Genomic DNA, 21,215 nt, shown 5'->3' with positions numbered 1-21,215 from the left:
ATATGTCGATGAGGACTGGTAAGTTTTATGGCAACATTATACTTTCAGGCGAGATAGACCTTATTACAGGTATGCATATAGGCGGTTCTGAGAATATATCAGAGGTGGGTGGTGTTGATAATCCTGTATTAAGAGACCCAATTTCCAACGAGCCATATATTCCTGGAAGCTCAATAAAGGGCAAGATGCGTAGCCTTCTGGAACAGAGTGAGGCTGCAAAGAAAAATGGTGATGAGTATTTTAACAGGAATTCTGCCACAGATAAAAGACCGGTTAGAAGGCATGAATGTATGGAACCTGAATGCATTGTCTGCAGAATTTTTGGAGCTACAGATAAGGAGAACAGCAGGCCATCGAGGATCTCTGTAAGCGATGCGTTCTTAATCAACAAGGATGAGATTGAACTTGATAGTATGGAGAGATATTTAACGGAAATTAAATATGAAAATACCCTAGACAGGATAACATCGGCAGCGACTCCGCGGCAGATGGAAAGGGTTCCAAGGGGGGCTAAGTTTGGCTTTACTATTACATATACTGTAGATCAGGATATGAAAGAAGATGGCGAAGAGGTTAAAGAGGACATTAAGACAATAATAGGACTTTTAAAGCTGCTTCAGGACGAGGGGTTGGGAGGCAGTGTATCCAGGGGATATGGCAGGCTGAGGATCAAAGGATTAAAGACAGAGGTACGGTTGTCCAACTATTATTTTGGCAATACACCTGTAAAAGAGGTAGAAATTCCGGATATGGATACAGCAGATGTTGACGAAATTATAAGGTACTTTGAATAGGAGGGGTGAGCCCTTTGTTTTTAAGAGATATTAAGTTGAATTTTTACACACCTATGCATATAGGTGAAAAGGGTATAGGTGTGGAGAATTCCCTTGACTACATACATTCAGACACCATATATAGCGCCATATATATATCTTCTAAAGAGACGGGAGTTGATTTTAAAGATATAAGGGTCACATCTGCTTTTCCATTTGTAGGTGATATACTTTATTTTTATGTACCTCCGTTAAATATCAATGACTTTGATGGCGCAGATGCAAAAGCAATATTGGAGAAGAGAAAACTGATTAAATCTACCAGATTCGTTGATAAACATTGTTTTGAAGACCTTATTAACAGAGGTAAAATCAACTGGGAACTGTTTATGAATTCCAGTAATAATTTTAAGGAGAGCAGAAGTGTAAGTTCATATATAAGGCCAAGGGTTGCTCTGGACAGGATAACCAAGGTATCAAGCCTTTTCTATTCGGCGGCTGTTGTCTTTAATAAAAACTGCGGTCTTCACTTTTTGGTTGACTGTGATGAGGATGACTGGAAGAGTTTAAAGGTATTGTTAAAGTACCTTGGGGATAAAGGTTTGGGCGGTATGAGGAGTTGTGGATTTGGTAGGTTTGTACCGGAATTTATAGATGCTGTGGAGATTAAGATACCGGATAAACCGGAGAGGTATGTGTCACTCTCTCTTATTTACCCAGATGATAGTAAGAGTTTTAAAAGGAGCGCAGTAAGTTACAGGATAATAGACAGGCGCTGGTGGACCAACTTTACTGATGGTAATGCAGTGATGTATATGTGCAGGATGCTTGGTGAGGGAGCGATCTTTAAAGAAGATATAAGCGGAAAGATACTTGTGATTGATGTAAAGGGTAAGTCCATAGATAAGGTCTATAGATATGGCCTGGCCTTTAATATACCGGCGAGGGAGGCTTCCATATGATTTACAATATAAAACTCACAACATTATCGCCGGTGCATATTGGCGGTAGCAATGAGGAGATAACATCATCGGGTTATTTTTACAATAATGGCAACCTGTATATAATTGATTTATATAAACTGGCTTACAGACTGAATGAACTTGGGCTGTGGGAAAAATACAGTGAAGCTGGTACCCCTTCAATCTCCGATTTTTTAAATAAAAACCGCAATAGACTGGATGCAAACATAATTGATTTTGTAAAAAGTATATCAAGGAGGGTGCTCCCATCATACTATCGCAACTTCTCTGAGGGAAATGTAATTAAAGAAAATATCATTGATATGCTGGAAAACAGGCCGTTCATACCCGGCTCCAGTCTTAAGGGGGCCCTGAGGACTGCAATATTAAATACAATGTGGGGTTACGACGACAACAGGTTAAAGTTGAACAACGGGTTTGACGTAAATAATTCCAGTAATTTTATGCAAAATATATTGAGGACATCAGTATATGGGTACTCTCCGTCAGCAAATACTGATATATTTAAAGCGGTTAAGGTCTCAGATCTGTTCAGTAACGATGAGAATATAAGTGCAATATACAGGGTAGATACTGTGAACAAGACAAGCACTGGTAGATACAGCAGAGAAATTGTTGGATATGAGATATACAGAGAATGTATAAAACCAAATGTGACATTTGCAGGTACACTGATCATCGACGAGTATACAGCAAAGAAGCTCAATGTCAGAGGGATAGCGGATGTTAAAGGGACAATAGAGAAAAGTCAAAGTTTCTTTAAGGATAACCTTATAAAAGAAGAAGAGAGATTTCATGGCGTATCAAATTATTTTAATGAGATTAAGACTGGTGGGGCAAACTTCAGGTTGGGCTTTGGATGTGGTATTGAAAACAACACGGTTATAGAACTGCTAAATGACGACAACAGGATGAAGGTTGCTAATACTTTTAAAAAATTAAAAAACAAGGGACTATTTCCAGTATCTAAGAGGATTATAATGGACGGTGGTAAATACTGGACAATGGGCTGGTGCAAACTGGAGATAGGTTGATGTGGTGGTTAAATGTATGTGATAGTTGTATATGATGTAGATGTAAAGAGGGTTGGTAAAGTAATGAAATTTTTAAGGACATATTTGAACTGGATTCAGAATTCTGTATTTGAAGGTGAACTTACTGAAGGTCAGTTTTATAAGATGAAGAATGGTTTATCAAAAATTATAAAAGGAAAAGAAGACTCGGTGATTATCTTTAGAATGCCCGACGATAAATTTGTGGAGAAAACCATAATGGGTATTGAGAAAAATCCTACTGATAATCTCATTTAAGGTGTTGTTTGACATCTTTTTTTGTTATAATTTAGATGCATTGAGAGGGATGATATAAATTGAGAATAAGGGTAAGGATGTTTACAGATGACATGCAGACGCTGGACATTAACTACAACTATTTTATAACCTCATATATATATCATCTGTTGAACGAGGAGGATGCAGAGTTTTCGAGATTATTGCATGATGAAGGTTTTGTGTATGGTGGTAAACATTTCAAGTTATTTACATATTCCGGTTTGAGGATGCTGGATTTTTATGATGTTAATGGCCCATATCTGAGGTTTAGGGGTAAGGTAGACCTGTACATATCTTCACCCGTTGTAAAGTTTATGCAGGACTTGGCCTCAAGTATGCTCAATATGGGGGAGATGAGGATAGGAAAGGCCATTTTAAAGATAGAAGAGATTGAGGCCTTACAAGAGCCAAGGTTTGAAGATGGTGAAAACAGATTTCTATGTCTGTCGCCGATCACAATGAGTACAAAAAGAGAGATTGATGGTAAATTAAAACCGAGGGATATGAATATCAATGAAGATGGATTCAAAGAAAATCTGATAAAAAATCTAAAGAGGAAGTATGAACTTATGGTACAGAGCAGCGCCGAAGATAAGGATTTGCATATTTACTTTGATAAGGAATATCTCAAAAATCACCCCAAAGGGAAGCTGATAAACTTTAAGGGTACATACATAAAAGGATACCTTGCACCGTTTATCATGTCAGGAGACAAAGACCTTATGTGGATAGCATACCATGCGGGGCTTGGTGAGAAGAATTCCCTGGGGTTTGGTATGATCGAAAAGATTTAGCAAATGGACTGTGTATCATGAGTTTTCGTGGAGGTGTGATATAGTGAATGCCATAGGAATTGATATAGGTGGGACAAAGACGGCTATCGGCCTTGTAGATAGGGATGGCAGAATAATTTTCAGGGAAGTATTTGCGACAAAAGGGCCCGATGAGAGTATAAGAGAAATGATGGGTATCATAGACAAAATAATTGAAAACACAAGAGATATACAGGGGATAGGAGTAGGTTCGCCTGGCCCCATTGACTCTAAAAAAGGAGTGGTTGTATGCCCACCAAACCTTCCGGAGTGGAGAGATATTCCTTTAGCTGATATATTAAGAGATAGGTATGGTGTCAATGTACTTTTAAATAATGATGCCAATGCAGCGGCACTAGGGGAGTGGCTCTTTGGGGCAGGGAGAGGGGTTCAAAACTTTATATACATTACAGTGAGCACCGGGATAGGTGGAGGTGCTGTATTAAACGGGAGGTTCTATGAAGGTGAAAACGCCAATGCACTGGAGGTGGGACATGCCACTATAGACTATAAAGGGCCAAGATGTGGTTGTGGAAACTATGGCTGCTTCGAGGTCATGGCGTCTGGGACAGCACTGGCAAGGTTTGCAAGAGAAGCCGTGGAGGGATGCAGTGATTCAATTCTCGCAGGATATGAAAACATCCGGGCTGAAGACGTGTTTGAGGCTGCTAAGATGGGCGATCCACTTGCTGTAAGGTTGGTGGATGATGAGGCACTATACCTCGGTGTTGGGCTTACCAATGTAATAAATTCATTTAATCCAGAGATGATAGCAATAGGCGGGGGTGTCTCAAAGGCATGGGACATGTACTATGAAAAGATGATACAGGTGATTGAGGAAAGGGCACTTCCGACAAACTACGAGACTGTCCAGGTTGTGAGGGCCAAACTGGGGGAAGATATAGGTATAGTAGGCGCTGCATCACTGGTGTATAATCTTTCCATGGAATAGTGTCTCATATAAATGATATACTTATCATGAGGTGTAACAATTGAACATTTTAAGCATAATCATTTCGTCGGCAGTGGGCTTTGTAATAGGATGGTTTACAAACTATCTCGCTATAATGATGCTTTTCAGACCGTACAACCCAATAATAATACCTGTGCTTAATATCGAGATACAGGGGTTAATTCCAAAAAGGCGTGGGGATATTGCGGGCAGCCTTGGCGAGATAGTGGAGAGAGAGCTTATTTCTATAAATGATATTATAAACAACCTTGTTGGTGATGCCGACAGGGAAAAGATACTATCTTCAGTTGAGGATAGGCTTGACCTTATAATAAAGAAGAAGATTCCATCATATATACCATCTATGTTCAAAGGGATGATAGCAGACTATGTGAAAAAGGCCGTCATGGAGGAGGTTACCGACTTTATAGAAAATGATTCTGGACGGGTGATAGAACAGCTTACAGAGAGGGTAAACATAAAGAAGATTGTGGAGGATAAGATAAACGGGTTTGAGCTTTCCAAGGTGGAGGAGCTTGCACTCTATGCTGCAGGGAAAGAACTTAGAGGGATAGAGATAATAGGCGGAATTCTTGGGCTTGTCATTGGATTAGTTGAGGGGATACTGGTGCAGGTAATTTGATTTGGATTTGTGGGCTTATCCTGTGTGCATGTCTGCTGCCCTCATCTACCTGACATTTATAAAGTTTTCAAGCTTATAGGGGCTTCATATATGCATATATTGTCATGACACCCTCAATTATTTAAAAGTACAGACAGCAGGTCATTTATATATCCAATCCCTCCTGTTTCGAGGGATTTTTTAATATCCTCAAATTCCATTAGCATCTTTTTGTTTTCATCATCATCTATTCTGTACTTGAACTCCTCATACTCGTCCATGTCGAGGATTTCATATCTGCCGTCAGGAGATATACATATATCTATGGCATAATCAGTAAACTCCAGTTTGTTCATGTACTTACGGACGGGGCTGGACATGTTTATGTAGTACCCAACCAGCGAGCCATTTCGCACTATCCTGAAAATGTTAAACATCCTGTCTTTGAAGTATACCTCTAATCCCTCATCTTTTTTCTGAATCTTAAACAGGCCGAGGTCATAATCATCTATCCATAATTTCATCTTTTAGTTTTACAACCGCATGTTCTGGCAAGACCATATATACACCCCCATATCATTTTAACATTGTATCCCCGTTTCTGTCATGGTATAATTCAATATAATATTTCTGGGGGGTGGTTATGACGATGTTTAAGGGTGAGAGGGTAGAGCTTGTGCCTTTTACTGAGGAATACTATGAGAAGTTTGTAGAGATAAGAAACAGCGAGGATGCCAGGGATTATAAGATACCGGGGGTGCCATATCCGGCCACTGTTGAATCTGTGAGGGAAAGGGCTCAAAGAGATAAGGACAGAAGACAGTCGGGTGAGTTTGCAATCATACTCAATGAGAACAGAGAGTATATTGGTAACATATCCTATCATAATGTAGACTGGAAGAACAGGAACTGTGAGATTGCTATAGGTATAGGAAGAGAAGAGAATAGAAACCGCGGTCTTGGGGCTGAGGCCATAAGACTCCTGCTTGATTTTCTTTTCAATGAGATGAACATGCACAGGGTGTATCTGCATGTTTACGACTTCAATGAGAGGGCTATAAGGTGTTATGAGAAGTGCGGCTTTAAAAAGGAAGGGCTTATAAGAGAGGCCGTATACAAGCATGGCAGGTATGTAAACGAATATATTATGGGTATCCTGGAGGAGGAGTTCAGAAAGGGGTGAGATGCATGGAGGCGCTGGAAGAATGCAGGCTGTGCCCGTGGGACTGCAGGGTAAACAGGAGAAAGGGAGAGACGGGCATCTGCAGAGCAGATGATAAGGTAAAGGTTGCCAAGGCCTACCTTCACCAGTGGGAGGAACCCTGTATAAGCGGGACAAAAGGCTCCGGTACAGTGTTCTTTTCTGGCTGCAACTTGAGGTGTAAGTTCTGTCAGAATTACAGGATAAGCCAGGAGGATTTCGGCAAAGAGGTGGGCATCAGGGAACTTGCCACTGTGTTTTTAAGGCTGCAGGATAAAGGCGCCCACAACATAAACCTTGTGACTCCTACTATATATATACCTCAGGTAGCAGAGGCTATAAGGCTGGCAAAGGAAAGCGGCCTGGCCATACCGGTGGTCTATAACACCAATGCCTATGAAAATGTCGAGGCATTAAAGATGTTAACCGGACTGGTGGATGTATATCTTCCAGACCTGAAGTATAATGACGATATGTTGGCTTTCCGCCTCTCGTCGGCTCCGCACTACTTTGATGTAGCCACTAAGGCTATCTTAGAGATGTATCATCAGGTTGGCGAAGTGGCCTTAGATGATGAGGGCATCATCAAAAAGGGCCTCATTATAAGGCATTTAATGATACCGGGACAACTGGAGGACTCCAAACGGGTACTGGACTGGATAAGGGGTAATCTGCCAGCAGGGGTATACGTGAGCATAATGTCACAATACGTGCCTCTCTACAGGGCAAAGGACATTCCTGAGTTAAATAAGAGGGTTACAGAGAAGGAGTATGACTCTATAATAGACTATTTCTTTAACATTGGCCTTGAAAACGGATATGTACAGGAAATGGAATCTTCTTCAGATGAGTATGTACCTGACTTTGACTTAGAGGGCTTGACAGTGCCAGAACCTATAGAACATGGCATGTAAGGTATACTTACTGAATTTGACCGATATAAACGCATCAGTTATATTGATTAGATGAGGGACTCTACGGCTGCAGTTTACTGTATAGCGAGCCAAGGTGTGCCTGTATATTTGTGGATCTAAATGTAAAAACGCAGTGATGGCCGCAGGTTTAGTGCACGGTTTTCTAAAACAAAGGGATATTAGTCAGGGAGGGTTGTGTCGGGCAAATGTGATATAATGTGAGAGAGGTGATTAAAATGAAGAGGGCGATAATTTTTATCATCATGGTCTCTGTACTTTTGGCTGTTGTGCCGGCTTATGCGGCAGGGGTCAGCATTTATATAAATGGCGAGAACCATAAATTTAATCCTGCTCCAATTATAGAGAATGGTACTACACTTGTGCCGATGCGCCCGTTCTTTGAGGCTATGGGGGCCAAGGTGTACTGGAATGATGAGACAAGGACGGTGACAGGAATAAAAGGAGATAGGGTTGTACAGCTTACCATAGGCAGCAGCAATGGCTATGTAAATGGCCAGGCCGTGCCGCTTTCTGAGGCTGCAAGGATTATTGACGGATATACCTTTGTCCCATTGAGGTTTATAGGTGAGTCTTTTGATGGCAACGTAAACTATAACAATGATACCCAAACAATAACGGTTAATTACAGGGAAAAGAGCTCTGAAGATCTGTCGACCGTGGAAATAGCCAGGAACCAAAGGGCAGTAGGCAGTATCATCGGATACAACAGAAATGGAGAAGAGATATCCGAAGGGAGTGGATTTTTAATAGATTCCTCCGGTTCTGTAGTTACTAACTATCATGTGATAAAGGGAATTGATACGGCCGAATTTGTGCTGGGAGAGGACAGGTACAAGGCGGGCGTGGTGAGGTATTACGACACGAAAAGAGATATAGCTGTCTTGAAGGTGGAAGGCGAGGACTTCCCCTTTGTGTCTCTGGGTGATTCTGACAATGTGGAGGTAGGGGAAAAGGTGGTGGCTATAGGAAGTCCTCTTGGCCTTGACAATACTGTTTCAGAGGGAATAGTAAGCGCCATCAGGAATGGGGACATACAGTTTACAGCACCGGTCTCTTTCGGGAGCAGTGGTGGTGCGCTTTTCAACAGCAGGGGAGAGGTTATCGGTATAACGTTTGCCACATATTTAGCCGGGCAGAACATCAACTTTGCCATACCTATCAATGAGGTTAAAGATATGATAAAGGGCCAGGCCATTGACATGACATTTGATGACCTCAGGAGAGAGATGAGCTATGAAGACTTTGCACAGTATCTGGCTGACAATTACTCATATGCAAATATCAATGACCTTGACATCTGGATAGACTGGTTTTCTGTATCAGAATCAGACGAGGGTAATATTATAGTCCTGGCTGCCTTTGACGGGTCTGGTGTAAGCTATCATAACTGGCTCTCTGCGCTGCTTAATGGTCACAAAACGGACATATCCAATTGGATGGGGGAAATATTAAGAGAGGTAGAGTCCCAGTATCCAGGCAAAACTGTTGGAGGCGGGGTTTACTACATGGACACATTCAGCACGTATCCATCTGCCTTTAAAACTGAAGAAATTGAAAAAAATGAGGATGGTACGTACAGTGTAACCCATATGGCTGCATTCTTTACCAATGTAGGAGGGAAAGATGCGGTAATAATAAATTAAGCTGCTTATAGGCAGCTTAATTCTTTCTGTCGAAATATATGCTTTTACCTGTCGCGGAGATGGGTATCCCCACAACAATGTCGCCTTCTATAAGGCCCATTTTTCGTGCCACCACACCCACACGATACATGATGCGGTTATCTGCGTTTAATATGCTGGCTGTCTTTACAGCAGAGCCGAGGGCAATCCCTAAATCTAAAAGCCTCCACGCGCATATTGGCCCCTTAAACTCAGGGCCTTCTTTTTTGCCTGCGCTGCGGTAACTTGCACAATCCTCATATCCACACGCTCCGCAGTTAAGGCCGGCATCCCTTGGCTCTTTGAGTGACAGAAGGAGCACGGCGTCAGAATTCCTCACATTATTGCCATCCCTGTCGAAATTGACCTTTTTAACCTCTTGGCCAAATTTCGCCATTTCGTCGGCAAGTTGGTCTAAGATGTCTCCCGTTAATATTTTTGACTCCACATAGTCCTGGCCTGACGCCTTGGGGGCTGTTCTGGCAGAAAGTTCCATAAGACCTGCCACAATTTCCATTATATCCATATGTATCCCTCCCTGTATACATTTTAATTCAAAAATTTAATGGTGTAAAGTACGCAGACTGGTTGTATGTATCAAGAATGCCTGTGGATGGTATTACAGGATAAGGCAATTTATTGTCGCAGAAACAATACCTTAATGGTATAATGAAGGTATGAAAAAATATCTGTCTTTATTTTTGATTCTTATGTCGATTTTTTTATCAGGATGCACTGTCAAAGCTGTTGATAGGACTGTAGGGGAGGTCACATATGATGGAGGTGAAACAAAAGAGCCTGGAGCAGTGACGAGGCATACCTATATCACCGCAGTTGGGGATATCATGCTGGGAAGAGGGGTTGGCACAAGGCTTAAGAACCAGGGATACACAGGACCATTTGAGGATATTAAACCATATATACAGTCAGATATGGCTGTCGGAAACCTGGAGTGTGTCATATCCGAGAGAGGGGAGAAAATGGAGGGAAAAGGCATATACCTGAGGGCCAGGCCTGAGGCAGTAGAGACGCTTAAATACCTTGGATTTGATGTCCTCTCCCTTGCCAACAACCATACCATGGACTATGGTGAGGATGCCTTTATGGATACCGTGGACATATTAAGAAAAAATGGTATATCGACTGTAGGTGCCGGGAGTAACATAGCAGAGTCCAGGACACCGTATATAAAGGACATAGATGGCATAAAGGTAGCCGTGCTGGGGTATAACCAGTTTTACAATGTAAAATGGAGCAGGGATGGCAGGACTATGGAGGCGCTAAAGGACAGATGCGGGACAGCCCCCTTGGACATAGGGACGATAGTTGATGATATAAAGAAGGCAAGAGAAGCTGCTGACATAGTCATCGTCATGCCACACTGGGGTGTTGAGGAGAGCACCATAGTTCCTGCAGAACAGCGGCAGATGGCCCATGAGATGATAGATGCCGGGGCCAGCGTGGTAATAGGGAGTCATCCGCATATACTTCAGGGTATTGAGGTATACAAGGGTGGCCTTGTAGCCTACAGTCTCGGGAATTTTGTCTTTGACCAGAATGACAGTAGAAATAAAGAAAGTATAGTCCTTGGGCTCAATTTTAATGACGGTAAATTGAGTGAAGCGGTTATTAGTCCCTTTGTAATAGAGGATAAGGTAAAGCCAACACCGGCCACCGGTGAAAAAGGAGAAGAAATACTGGACATGTTAAAGTCCCTTTCAGAGGAATTTGATACGCAGATAAATATTGAAAAGGCTACAGGGAAGATAAGGATTGAGGGTCGGGATTAGTCATGACCCTCGTTTTTGCTTATAAGCGATGCCACCAGTGTCTCGACATAATACAACGACCGTTCATTGCTCAATGTGTCCAAACTCATATGGATATATTCATGCAACTCATCCATGCTATTAAACCCTACCGGTAGAATGTTCATAATATATTTCATCCTTTCCTTTCTGAAGAATGCAGGAAAATGGCTTATCTCGTCATCTATCATTTTTACGATATCCTTTATGTTATCATCTATAAATTCTTCTTCGGCTGGGTTCTCATCCATGTCATGCTCGAAAAGATTAAATAGCTCTGATAATAGGTTGTCCTCCTTTGTGTCATAAAAAGCAAACCCCATGCCTTTGTATATTACCTGTGAGAGTGTCAGAGTATCAATACCTGACGAAATAAACTCATTGCCGTACTGGGTTAAGGTGGAGAGAAGTTTTAGGTGATCTTTCATCATGCTTCTGTCAGGAGGAGATAGTTTTACCGCTATCCTTCTGCCGTTTATATAGTCATCAATCATACTGCTTAAATATAAGTAATTATTCATGTCGATGCAGTTTGCGGCCAGGCTGTCTGTTATGATATCTCCAATTGAAAGAATGGAGGTTAAAATTGATTTGAAGAGATTTAATGCATTGGAAAAGAAACTTATAAAATGCATACCTGAGACTATCTCTTCATATGAAAGGCCGCCCGGCCTTTTATCCAGTCCATATTCCTTAGCTATTTCATAAAGCTTAAGGTAATATGGATTGGACGTATGGTTGGTGAGGCTGGCGAGATTTTGACATACTGCTTTAATGCCAGAGGGTGACATATTGGAAAGAGCCTCATTTAAAACCCTTTCCACATATGATAGGAACTCGTTTTTGACAAAACCCATGGGCAAGAGCAGTATAAGGCTTTTAATGTTTTTATTGACAGTGGTTCCGTTCTCGTCTTTCTCTATTGCAGCATACAGATAACCCATCATATCGTCAATAAATTGATGGTCACTGTCATATAAAGGTCGTAGGTCACTTGTTACATCTTTAACCACTAACTCCTGTTCATATAATGATAGGAGGATGTTTAGATCATCAATAGCGTATAAAACCCCCTCCAGAATTTGTAACAGGTTCTCTTTTAAAGGTACAAAGGCCTTAATATTTTCCTCCGAGAGATTTATGCACTCAGGTAGATTAACCTCAATAAATCGCAGCCCTTCAATTACGGGCAGGGTAAATTCTGAAGGGAATGACTTTATAAACCTGTTAAACCTGAAAGCTTTAAAAAAATTGTACATGTTGTTTACAGAGTAGTCCATTGTAAGGATGTAATTGTTTGAGGTGATTTCAGCAGATATCTCTTCAAAAAACCTGTGCATCTGCTCCTTATTCCCTCTTGAATCTTTAATTATCTGTTTATAGTTTTTCATTGCCAACCTCCAAATAAATTGAATTAAATTATATATAAATATGTCGAAAAATAACAACAAAATTTTGTTATCACTCTATTGACAAATCCATTCTATTATATTAAAATAAAATCACCAATTCAATATTAAATTAACTGCTGAATCCGAAAGGAGCGGGGGAACCAATTATCCGGGGTGAATCCGTAAGGAAGAGCAACTCTTTCAGCTCTAACCCGTCAGCTAACCTCGTAAGCATTGAAAGAGGAGAGTAGACTAATGAAAGCTATGGTTTCTCCATAGCTTTTCTTTTACTAAAGTTTATATTCTGCTACAGAAATAGGTTTTGCAGATGAGGAATGTCCGTATTCTGCAGTATAAAATTAAATATAATATTAAATTAACGCTGAATCCAAAAGGAGCGGGGGAACCAACTATCCGGGGTGAATCCGTAAGGAAGGGCCAACTCTTTCAGCCCTAACCCGTCAGCTAACCTCGTAAGCGTAGAAAGGGGAGTTGTCTATGAAGTTTGCAGTAATTGGTGCTGGAAACGGCGGCCAGGCTATGGCTGCGCACCTCTCTATCATGGGCTTTGACGTAACCCTATATAACAGGTCTCCAGAGAAGATAGAGAGGTTAAGGCAAAGGGGAGGCATAACCTTAGAGGGAGAGGTAGAGGGTTTTGGAACACCGGACCTTACCTCTGATATAAGGGAAGCGGTAAAGGATGCAGACATTATAATGGTTACGGTGCCTGCCTCAGGGCACAGGGATATTGCTTATGCCGTAATCCCTTACCTTAAAGACGGTCAGGTGATTGTATTAAACCCGGGAAGGACAGGAGGGGCTCTTGAGTTTAACAATATCTTAAGGCAGCTTAACATGGACAGAAGAGTAACTATAGGAGAGGCAGAGACCCTTATTTATGCCTGCAGAGAGAAAGAGCCAGGGACTATAAGGATTAACAGTGTAAAAAACATCGTGTTCTTTGCCACAATACCTTCATTTATGGTCTGGCCTACCGTAAAGATGATAAATAAGGCATATCCGCAGTTTGTGCCTGCCAAAAATGTGCTGGAGACGAGTCTTAATAACATTGGGGCAGTATTTCACCCGGCACCCACACTGCTTAATACAGGCAGAATAGAGGCTGATAATGACGGTTTTGAATATTATCTTGAAGGTGTATCCCCCTCAGTGGCTACTGTTTTGGAGAGGATAGATATGGAGAGGCTTCGAGTGGCAAGGGCGCTGGGCATAAAATTGCCTTCAGCAAAAAAATGGTTGGAAGAGACATACGGAGCCAAGGGGAAGACACTCTATGAGGCCATCCAGAACACAAGGGCTTATAAGGGTATAAAGGCACCAGCAACCGTGAACACAAGGTATATATTTGAGGATGTCCCAAACAGCCTTGTGCCTATTGCCTCTCTTGGCAATGAGGTGGGTGTGGATACGCCCACAATCAAGTCTGTAATACAACTGGCATCCTGTATGCACGGCATAGACTACTGGGAGAACGGAAGAAATGCCAGAAGATTGGGTTTAGATGGGTTAACAAAAGACGAGATACTGGCATATGCTGAAGGTAACTTTGCTTATGAGAAGGAGGTGTCGTTATGAAGAGGCTAATAATAGCAGCCGCACTTGGCAACGACGTCCATGTAGCAGGTATTATGAACTTCCTGAAGTTAGCCGAGGAACAGGGTTACGATACCATGTTTATGGGGCCTGCCGTGGCGCCAGAAAGGATCATTGAGGCCGCAATTGAGCACAGCCCGTACATGGTAGGCATAAGCTACAGGCTTACACCATCTGCATTAAAACCGTTACTCGATAAAATAGATTCTGGAATAGAGAGATACAGGCTCAAGGATATAAAATGGGTATTTGGAGGTACTGAGCCAACGGCCGATGTTGCAAGGCAGTACAGGATATTTGAAAAAATATTTGATGGGTCGGGGGACATGGATGATACCATCATGTATCTGAAGGGCATAGAGGATAACAGGGAAAAGAATGAGATTTATCCTCAAAGCCTGATAGGCAGGATAGAAAGCAAATATCCATTCCCTGTAATAAGACACCATTTTGGGCTTCCTGACCTTGGGGCGACCATTGAGGGTGTGAGAAAGATTGCCGAGTCAAAGGTGGTTGATGTCATATCCATTGCCCCCGACCAAAATGCCCAGGAACACTTCTTTGAGCCTGAAAAAATGGACCATGACCTTGATGGGGCAGGAGGAGCACCCCTACGTACTGCGGAAGATTTCAAGGCATTGTATGAAAATTCAAGAACAGGGAACTATCCTCTATTAAGATGCTACAGCGGTACCAATAATGTATTTGAAATGGCAAAGATGCTTTTAGATACCATACACAATGCCTGGGCAGCCATCCCCCTCTGCTGGTATAACCGGCTGGATGGCAGGGGACCGAGGGACCTTGTAACCTCTATAGCAGAAAATCAACAGCTCATGAGATGGCATGGAGAGAGGGGAGTGCCTGTAGAGGTTAATGAGGCCCACCACTGGGGTTTGAGGGATGCCCACGATGCCATATATGTGGCAGCCTCATACCTTGCGGCATACAATGCCAAAAAGATGGGTGTAAGGCACTATGTTGCCCAGTATATGTTTAACCTTCCTCCCAACGAGTCTCCAAGGATGGATATAGCAAAAATGCTTGCAGCTATTGAACTGGTGGAATCACTCCATGATGATGACTTTATAACCTACAGGCAGGCAAGAGCGGGCCTGGCCAGCTTCCCCACCGACCTTTACATGGCCAAGGGGCAGCTTGCCGCATCATGCTATACAGCTATGGCTATAAAACCCCATATCTATCATGTGGTGGGATTTTGTGAGGCTCACCATGCTGCAACTCCAGAGGATGTGATAGAGAGCGCAAAACTGGTGAGAGGTGTTGTAAAGAACCATATGCAGGGAGCTCCTGATGTCACCGCCGATGGAGAAATAATGAGGCGCAAGGACGAACTGGTGGCCGATGCCCTTGCAATAATTGATGCTGTCAAGGCCGTAGGGCAAGGCTCAAAAGACCCTCTTGCTGACCCTATAGTGATAGCCAGGGCTATAAAAATGGGGATCCTGGATGCCCCCCATCTTAAGGGAAACAGTATGGCCAATGGTACCCTTGCCACAAGGCTTATCAATGGAGCTCTATATGCCTATGACGAAAAGGATGGCAGGGTCCTTGCTGAGAGGGAAAGGCTTGACAGGATACTCAATAGCACTGAAAGGGTGCCGGCATAACCGGCAAAAAAGACACACCATGCGGGTGTGTCTTTTTTTGTCATAATTTATATGCATTCTTGTACCAAATATTTACAAATTATCCTTCCATAAATTGGTATAATCTTTCTATGGAGGGATTGGTATGTATGCTGATAATGTTGAAAGAAATGCTTCAGATACTGTGAAGGGTACATTCAAACTTAGGAGTTTTATAGAAAAATTTGTGCTTCTCTCAATAATGGGATTTTTTATAGGCAGGGTCGGGGTGTTTTATGGAAGTTTTCCCTTTGGCCTGGCCTATATAGGCAGTATTACAGGCAGGAACAGAACGAACATAGTCATCTCTGCCTTCTGCATTTTGGGGCTTCTCAGTTCAGGCATGTTTCCGAATACCATAAGATATATAGTAACTTATGCAGTCGTTGCTGCCCTTTTATATTTTTTAAAGCCCGTAGCAAAAGCCAATGTAAGGGCCTTGATTACCGCATCTGCGGTATTTACAGTAGGCCTGGTGATGTATTTTTTAACAGGACGCATAATGTATGACCTGATATTAGTGGTGCTGGAATCTGTAATTGTGTTTTCTACGGTATTTGTCTTTGACAATGCACTGGATATAGTACAGGGCTCCACATCAAGGAAGTATCTCAGCAAAGAGGAGATTATATCCTTAGGCATTACCTATGGGCTTATTATTACAAGCCTGAAGGATATCCGGGTATATGGACTTTCACTCTGGATGATTGTGGCGATGTCAGGGCTTACCATAATAGCTTACACTGGCGGGCTTGGGGCAGGGGCTGCAGTTGGCGTGCTGATGGCAGTTGTCACACAGATCACAGGGTCTGCGACATCCTCAACAGGGCTGTTATTCTCGCTTGCAGGGCTCTTGGCTGGGGCATTCAGCAGCCTTGGCATAATAGGTTCTGTAAGCAGCCTTGTTATTTCCTACTTTATATTGGACAAATTAGCAGGATATGTCATGTCCATCTATTTAAAGGAGCTTTTGCTTTCCGGCTTCATCTGTCTTTTGATACCGCGGAGCATGATTAAAGCCTTAAGTTTGTACCTTAACAGGAGTATAGAGAGATTTAAATCCAGCAGAAAATTAATGCATAAGACCAGGGATATTGTCTTTACCAGGCTTAAGGACATGTCTGGCGTTATGAGTGAGCTGGCTTCAGTATTTGACGGAGCAAGAAACTCGGTAATGGTTAGACAAGATATATCAAGGGTTATAGCACGGGCTGCAGATGAGGTGTGCGAGTCCTGCATCAAACGTAATCAGTGCTGGGGCAGGGATTTCTATTATACCTATCAGTTTATATTTGACATGATAACCCTTCTTGAGCTCAAGGGAGAGGTTACTGCCGAGGATGTCCCACAAAACAGGTGCATCCACGTAAATACTATGATAAAGGAAATCAACAACCTCTATGATTTTTACATGTTAAACTCCATGTGGCAGAAGCGGCTTAATAAGAGTCAGATGATTGTTTCAGAGCAACTGAAGGATTTAAGCCGAATTGTAAGCAACATGGCAGACTCCATAAAGACCCACGACCATTTCCGCGAGGATCTGGAGGAAGAGATTTTTGTTGAATTGGATAAAGATGGTATAACTCCTGAAGAGGTCATAGTACTGCAGAACGACAGCGGCAGCGATGAGGTCTTTATAAAAAGGGTGGCCTGTTTTGGTAAGGCCGAATGTTCTAAAATAATTGAACCTGTTGTATCAAGGGTTATGGGCAAGAGATACAGGAGGAAGGACGATGTATGCAGACTGGACGGAAAGGAAAACTCATGTACCATACACTTGGTGGAAAGAGAAAGGTACAACGTCACTACAGGTGTAGCGCATATAGCAAAAGAACACAGCGGCAATGGTGATAACTTTATATTCAGTGAACTTTCAGGAGGCAGATACCTCGTGGCCATAGGTGACGGCATGGGTACAGGCAAAGAGGCTGGAATAATAAGCAGCACGGCGGTTGGACTTTTAGAGAAATTTTTAAATTCTGGATTTACAGAGGATATAACGATAAAGTCAATAAATTCTATACTTAATTTAAAGTCTCATGATGATATGTATACCACCATGGATATTTCAATAATAGACAGGTATTCTGGGAAGGTAGAGGCTTTTAAAATGGGTGCTCCTGTAAGTTATATAAAGAGGAAAAACTCTGTAGATACAGTTAAAAATGAAAACCTTCCAGCAGGAGCTCTGGACGAAATTTCTATATTGCCCGTAAAGAGGATTTTAAATGAGGGGGATATGCTTGTTATGATGACAGATGGGGTTATCGACTGTATAGATGGAGAAGACAAGGAAGACATAATACAGGGGATTATAAAGGGTATAGATACCAGCAATCCTCAGGAAATGGCCGAGAAGCTGATGAAGCAGGTGCTCAATAAAGGGAAACCCGGTGATGATATGACCATATTGGTTTCCAGAATCTGGGGATAATGAATATTTCCTCCTTATTATGGAAATAATGAATGATATAAAACCATAAATTAAGGAGGAATCTTTATGTCTGCTAACATGACGATGAGACTGATAAATATAGTGACAGACGGGTGTTCCAATATTGGACCGGACCCCTGTATAGTTGCCGGAAACGTCCATAAGGACGGGATAATAATAAATGCCATAGGGGTTGTGGATGATAACGTCTGCAGCAACAGGGCATTAAAAGAGATTAAGGGCATTGCAAGGGCAGGTGGAGGAGTGCATGACCTCATAAGGATAAGCGAATTGGGGAAAACCCTTACCTCTGCCACTATGAGGTCTGTTGCCGGTACCCTGACCGAGGTGGTTGACAGAGAACTTAAGGAGGTCTTAAAAAAAGGCATAGACGAGATACATCCTGAACTTAGATTTCAGGTGGTGGACTTTATTAACAGGCTCACCGATGAGACAAATCTCAAGGTGGCCGTGGTCATCGACGCCAGTGGAAGCATGGCAGATAAGATTGATGAAGCTAAAAGGGGAGTTATAGAATTGTTGAAGTCACTGGGAGCCAGGAAGGGTGAGACCCAGATTGCTGTGATATGCTATCCATCAGAAAGAAACGGGGCATACCTGTTGAAAGGTTTTACCAGTGATATTGACGAACTGGAGAGTATTGTAATGGAGGTAGTGACAGGTGGAGGTACACCTACTGCCTCAGCCATTGAGTTTGCAGCAGAACTTATTAAGGATAAACCGCTGGCCTATGAGAGTTTGGTGTAGGCAGTCATGGAAATTATGAGGTCGGGACAGAAGATAACGGGGCTCTGGAGTGGCAGCACATATACCATAATAAAACCGCTTGGCAGGGGAGGTATAGGTGCTGCCTATCTTGTTTTAAAGGATAAAAAGAAATACTGTCTTAAGGCCAGCAGCGATGTAATAAGCCTTACACGGGAATACAGATTTATTAAAAATACAAACAAAAAATTTTTGCCTGAAGCATATGAAATCGATGATTTTATATTGAATAATGAGAGACAACACTATATAATATTAGAATATATAGAGGGGCAAAACCTGGCTGAGATAATAAGATTAAGGAAGCTGGATTTAAGGACTGTAATCAGCATAGCCGTCCTTATAGCAGAGATTTTTACTGAGTTTTTCAAGATGGGGTATGTATATACAGACTTAAAGCCTGAAAACCTGATGCTGGACACTAAAAATGGTATTTTACGCCTTATAGACCTTGGAAGCCTTTCTGAGGTTGGTGGTATGGTGAGAGAATATACTTCTGTCTATGACAGGGCATTCTGGGATTGTGGCGTCAGACGGGCTGACGATGGGTATGCAGCTTTTGAGATAATGATGTTTATAGCAAATCTTCTAATACCGGTTCATATGTATTCATTTAACAGGCGGGGTATTGACCTGATTTTGAGGAAGTTATCTGGTATTATCCCATCAAGACTGTATGGTATTATGAGTGATGTTTTTAAAGGCCATGCTGGCCTGGCCGAAACAAGGGAAAGACTTACAATGCTGTGTGGCTTGGCTGAGGTTGCTCAGGCAGACTGCCTTGACCTTTATATTAATATCATTTTAGTGGCAAGCTTGATTTTTCTTGTGTGTGTAATATTATATGTGTTATGAGGGCTGACTTTTATGGAAGACAAGGTAATCGCCACCATAAAAAAATATAATATGCTGGAAAAAGGTGATGGAGTTGTAGTGGGAGTCTCAGGTGGTCCTGACTCACTTTGCCTTTTATACATCCTGTACAGTCTTAAAGAGACATTCGACTTAAATCTGTATGTTGCTCATGTTAATCATGGCATAAGGGGGACTGAGGCGGATGAGGATGCCATTTTTGTGGAGAAAATTGCCGGCACCCTGGGTCTGCCATTTTTTGTGCGCAGGGTCAATGTGCCAGAGATTGTTAAAAAGACAGGCCTTTCCTCTGAGCTGGTTGGAAGAAATGTAAGATATGAGTTTTTTAATGAGATAGCTTTAAAGAAACAGGCAAACAGAATTGCTGTAGCCCATAATAAGAATGACTTGGCGGAGACATTTCTCCTGCATTTGATAAGGGGGAGCGGTACCACTGGACTTGTGGGAATAAGGCCTGTAAATGGTAAGATTATAAGGCCGCTTATAGAGGTTAGCAGAAGTGAGATTGAAGAATATCTCTCATTGCAAGGTATTGAGCCGAGGATTGATGCCACAAATTATGAGGCTGTGTACGACAGGAACAGGGTCAGATTGAGAATTTTGCCAGCTATGGAGGAGATTAACCCTGATGTGGTAGACTCTATTGCAAGGACGGCTACCCTGCTTCGCGAGGATGAGGAATTTTTTGAGGATATTGTGCTCAAGTTTTTAAATGATTTTGTAAATTATGAGGATGGCAGGGTGACTGTAGAAATACAAAATCTTTTGAGATTACCGATTTCAATAAGAAACAGGGTTATCAGGTATGCTGTTAAGCTTGTAAAGGGTAATTATCTTAATCTAGGGTTAAAAAATGTTGAGGATGTGGTAAAGCTGGCTTTAAAATGTCAAACTGGTAGCAGTGTGGATCTTCCTGATGGTTTGGTTGTTGAGGTCAGCTATGGTAAAATAATATTCAGAAACAGTTCGACAGAAAAGGTTGGCATGTTTTATTATGAGATAGAGCCCGGCCGAGAGGTCTTTATCCCTGAGATTGGTACAGTATTGAAGACCGAGCTTCTGGTAAGGGATGAGGTTGAGTTCGAACACAATCGTCTCACTGCCTATATTGACTTTGACAAGGTCAAAAATGGCCTGGCCGTGCGCAACAGGAGGCCGGGAGACAGGATAGCACCGCTGGGTATGACAGGTACAAAAAAACTGAAGGAGCTTTTCATTGACAATAAGATACCCAAGGAAAAGAGAGACCATATCCCCCTTATTGTTGATGGGGACGAGGTGGTATGGGCAGCAGGGGTGAGGCTAAGTGAGAGATATAAAGTGGATAGAGAGACAAAAAATGTCCTGAGGATAGTGTTTAGTAATGATATAAGGGCGGGCTAAG

At 42.2% G+C, this 21,215-nt stretch carries 20 protein-coding genes and 2 riboswitches; of the genes, 17 read left to right on the top strand and 3 right to left on the bottom strand.

The window, feature by feature from the left end; genetic code table 11:
* Nucleotides 1–2 precede the first annotated feature (2 nt).
* From csm3 to FWJ32_RS08750, 7 genes are read left to right on the top strand one after another with little or no spacing between them, the layout of a single operon-like run.
* Complete coding sequence (gene csm3 / locus FWJ32_RS08780) at nucleotides 3–794, top strand: type III-A CRISPR-associated RAMP protein Csm3 (protein ID WP_203227644.1); 792 nt, start codon at nucleotides 3–5, stop codon at nucleotides 792–794.
* A gap of 14 nt (nucleotides 795–808) precedes the next feature.
* On the top strand, nucleotides 809–1,735 hold the full coding sequence (gene csm4 / locus FWJ32_RS08775) for a type III-A CRISPR-associated RAMP protein Csm4 (RefSeq protein WP_149545579.1): 927 nt from the start codon (nucleotides 809–811) through the stop codon (nucleotides 1,733–1,735).
* Entirely contained in the window at nucleotides 1,732–2,790 is a 1,059-nt protein-coding gene (gene csm5, locus FWJ32_RS08770) for a type III-A CRISPR-associated RAMP protein Csm5 (protein WP_149545578.1), read from the top strand. The genes csm4 and csm5 overlap by 4 nt, the downstream gene beginning before the upstream one ends.
* A gap of 12 nt (nucleotides 2,791–2,802) precedes the next feature.
* Nucleotides 2,803–3,066, top strand: coding sequence for a CRISPR-associated endonuclease Cas2 (gene cas2 / locus FWJ32_RS08765; protein ID WP_149545577.1), 264 nt, complete (start codon nucleotides 2,803–2,805; stop codon nucleotides 3,064–3,066).
* Between the two features lie 59 nt (nucleotides 3,067–3,125).
* Nucleotides 3,126–3,881: a CRISPR-associated endoribonuclease Cas6 gene (cas6, locus tag FWJ32_RS08760; protein WP_149545576.1), complete on the top strand. Its 756-nt coding sequence runs from the start codon at nucleotides 3,126–3,128 to the stop codon at nucleotides 3,879–3,881.
* A 43-nt stretch (nucleotides 3,882–3,924) separates the two neighbouring features.
* Nucleotides 3,925–4,851 (top strand): ROK family protein, encoded by a 927-nt coding sequence (locus tag FWJ32_RS08755; protein WP_238988839.1) that lies wholly within the window; start codon nucleotides 3,925–3,927, stop codon nucleotides 4,849–4,851.
* Between the two features lie 40 nt (nucleotides 4,852–4,891).
* A complete protein-coding gene (locus tag FWJ32_RS08750; protein WP_149545575.1) occupies nucleotides 4,892–5,494 on the top strand; it encodes a DUF445 domain-containing protein in 603 nt (200 codons plus the stop codon).
* 113 nt (nucleotides 5,495–5,607) lie between these two features.
* On the opposite strand, the gene FWJ32_RS08745 is transcribed toward FWJ32_RS08750, so the two are convergent.
* On the bottom strand, nucleotides 5,608–5,997 hold the full coding sequence (locus tag FWJ32_RS08745) for a ribonuclease FAU-1 family protein (RefSeq protein ID WP_149545574.1): 390 nt from the start codon (nucleotides 5,995–5,997) through the stop codon (nucleotides 5,608–5,610).
* A 119-nt stretch (nucleotides 5,998–6,116) separates the two neighbouring features.
* On the opposite strand from FWJ32_RS08745, the gene FWJ32_RS08740 reads away from it, so the two are divergent.
* From FWJ32_RS08740 to FWJ32_RS08730, 3 genes are all read left to right on the top strand, one after another.
* Nucleotides 6,117–6,656: a GNAT family N-acetyltransferase gene (locus FWJ32_RS08740; RefSeq protein WP_238988838.1), complete on the top strand. Its 540-nt coding sequence runs from the start codon at nucleotides 6,117–6,119 to the stop codon at nucleotides 6,654–6,656.
* Nucleotides 6,657–6,661: 5 nt separating this feature from the next.
* Entirely contained in the window at nucleotides 6,662–7,588 is a 927-nt protein-coding gene (locus tag FWJ32_RS08735) for a radical SAM protein (RefSeq protein WP_149545573.1), read from the top strand.
* 236 nt (nucleotides 7,589–7,824) lie between these two features.
* On the top strand, nucleotides 7,825–9,252 hold the full coding sequence (locus tag FWJ32_RS08730; RefSeq protein WP_149545572.1) for a stalk domain-containing protein: 1,428 nt from the start codon (nucleotides 7,825–7,827) through the stop codon (nucleotides 9,250–9,252).
* A 16-nt stretch (nucleotides 9,253–9,268) separates the two neighbouring features.
* On the opposite strand, the gene FWJ32_RS08725 is transcribed toward FWJ32_RS08730, so the two are convergent.
* Nucleotides 9,269–9,796: a ferredoxin domain-containing protein gene (locus FWJ32_RS08725; protein ID WP_149545571.1), complete on the bottom strand. Its 528-nt coding sequence runs from the start codon at nucleotides 9,794–9,796 to the stop codon at nucleotides 9,269–9,271.
* A 151-nt stretch (nucleotides 9,797–9,947) separates the two neighbouring features.
* Here FWJ32_RS08725 and FWJ32_RS08720 point away from each other — a divergent pair, with 151 nt between their 5' ends.
* Entirely contained in the window at nucleotides 9,948–11,060 is a 1,113-nt protein-coding gene (locus tag FWJ32_RS08720) for a CapA family protein (RefSeq protein WP_149545570.1), read from the top strand.
* Here FWJ32_RS08720 and FWJ32_RS08715 read toward each other — a convergent pair.
* Complete coding sequence (locus FWJ32_RS08715) at nucleotides 11,057–12,469, bottom strand: hypothetical protein (RefSeq protein ID WP_149545569.1); 1,413 nt, start codon at nucleotides 12,467–12,469, stop codon at nucleotides 11,057–11,059. The two genes, FWJ32_RS08720 and FWJ32_RS08715, sit on opposite strands and share 4 nt — an antisense overlap.
* A 125-nt stretch (nucleotides 12,470–12,594) precedes the next feature.
* Nucleotides 12,595–12,717: riboswitch (cyclic di-AMP (ydaO/yuaA leader) on the top strand.
* Between the two features lie 122 nt (nucleotides 12,718–12,839).
* A riboswitch (cyclic di-AMP (ydaO/yuaA leader) is annotated at nucleotides 12,840–12,963 on the top strand.
* Between the two features lie 4 nt (nucleotides 12,964–12,967).
* On the opposite strand from FWJ32_RS08715, the gene FWJ32_RS08710 reads away from it, so the two are divergent.
* From FWJ32_RS08710 to tilS, 6 genes are all read left to right on the top strand, one after another.
* Nucleotides 12,968–14,068 carry an NAD/NADP-dependent octopine/nopaline dehydrogenase family protein gene (locus FWJ32_RS08710; RefSeq protein WP_149545568.1) on the top strand — a complete coding sequence of 367 codons (1,101 nt, stop codon included), beginning with the start codon at nucleotides 12,968–12,970 and terminating at the stop codon, nucleotides 14,066–14,068.
* A complete protein-coding gene (locus FWJ32_RS08705) occupies nucleotides 14,065–15,717 on the top strand; it encodes a cobalamin B12-binding domain-containing protein (RefSeq protein WP_149545567.1) in 1,653 nt (550 codons plus the stop codon). Before FWJ32_RS08710 ends, FWJ32_RS08705 begins: the two co-directional genes overlap by 4 nt.
* A 124-nt stretch (nucleotides 15,718–15,841) precedes the next feature.
* On the top strand, nucleotides 15,842–18,172 hold the full coding sequence (spoIIE, locus tag FWJ32_RS08700; RefSeq protein WP_149545566.1) for a stage II sporulation protein E: 2,331 nt from the start codon (nucleotides 15,842–15,844) through the stop codon (nucleotides 18,170–18,172).
* Nucleotides 18,173–18,238: 66 nt separating this feature from the next.
* Nucleotides 18,239–18,940 carry a vWA domain-containing protein gene (locus tag FWJ32_RS08695; RefSeq protein ID WP_149545565.1) on the top strand — a complete coding sequence of 234 codons (702 nt, stop codon included), beginning with the start codon at nucleotides 18,239–18,241 and terminating at the stop codon, nucleotides 18,938–18,940.
* A 6-nt stretch (nucleotides 18,941–18,946) separates the two neighbouring features.
* Complete coding sequence (locus tag FWJ32_RS08690) at nucleotides 18,947–19,813, top strand: protein kinase domain-containing protein (protein WP_149545564.1); 867 nt, start codon at nucleotides 18,947–18,949, stop codon at nucleotides 19,811–19,813.
* A gap of 12 nt (nucleotides 19,814–19,825) precedes the next feature.
* Entirely contained in the window at nucleotides 19,826–21,214 is a 1,389-nt protein-coding gene (gene tilS / locus FWJ32_RS08685; RefSeq protein ID WP_149545563.1) for a tRNA lysidine(34) synthetase TilS, read from the top strand.
* Nucleotide 21,215 lies beyond the last annotated feature (1 nt).

The organism is Calorimonas adulescens, from assembly GCF_008274215.1.
GTDB classification, from domain to species: domain Bacteria; phylum Bacillota; class Thermoanaerobacteria; order Thermoanaerobacterales; family UBA4877; genus Calorimonas; species Calorimonas adulescens.
The sequence above is the reverse complement of the archived record's forward strand: the minus strand, read 5'-3'. Positions and strand labels throughout refer to the sequence as shown.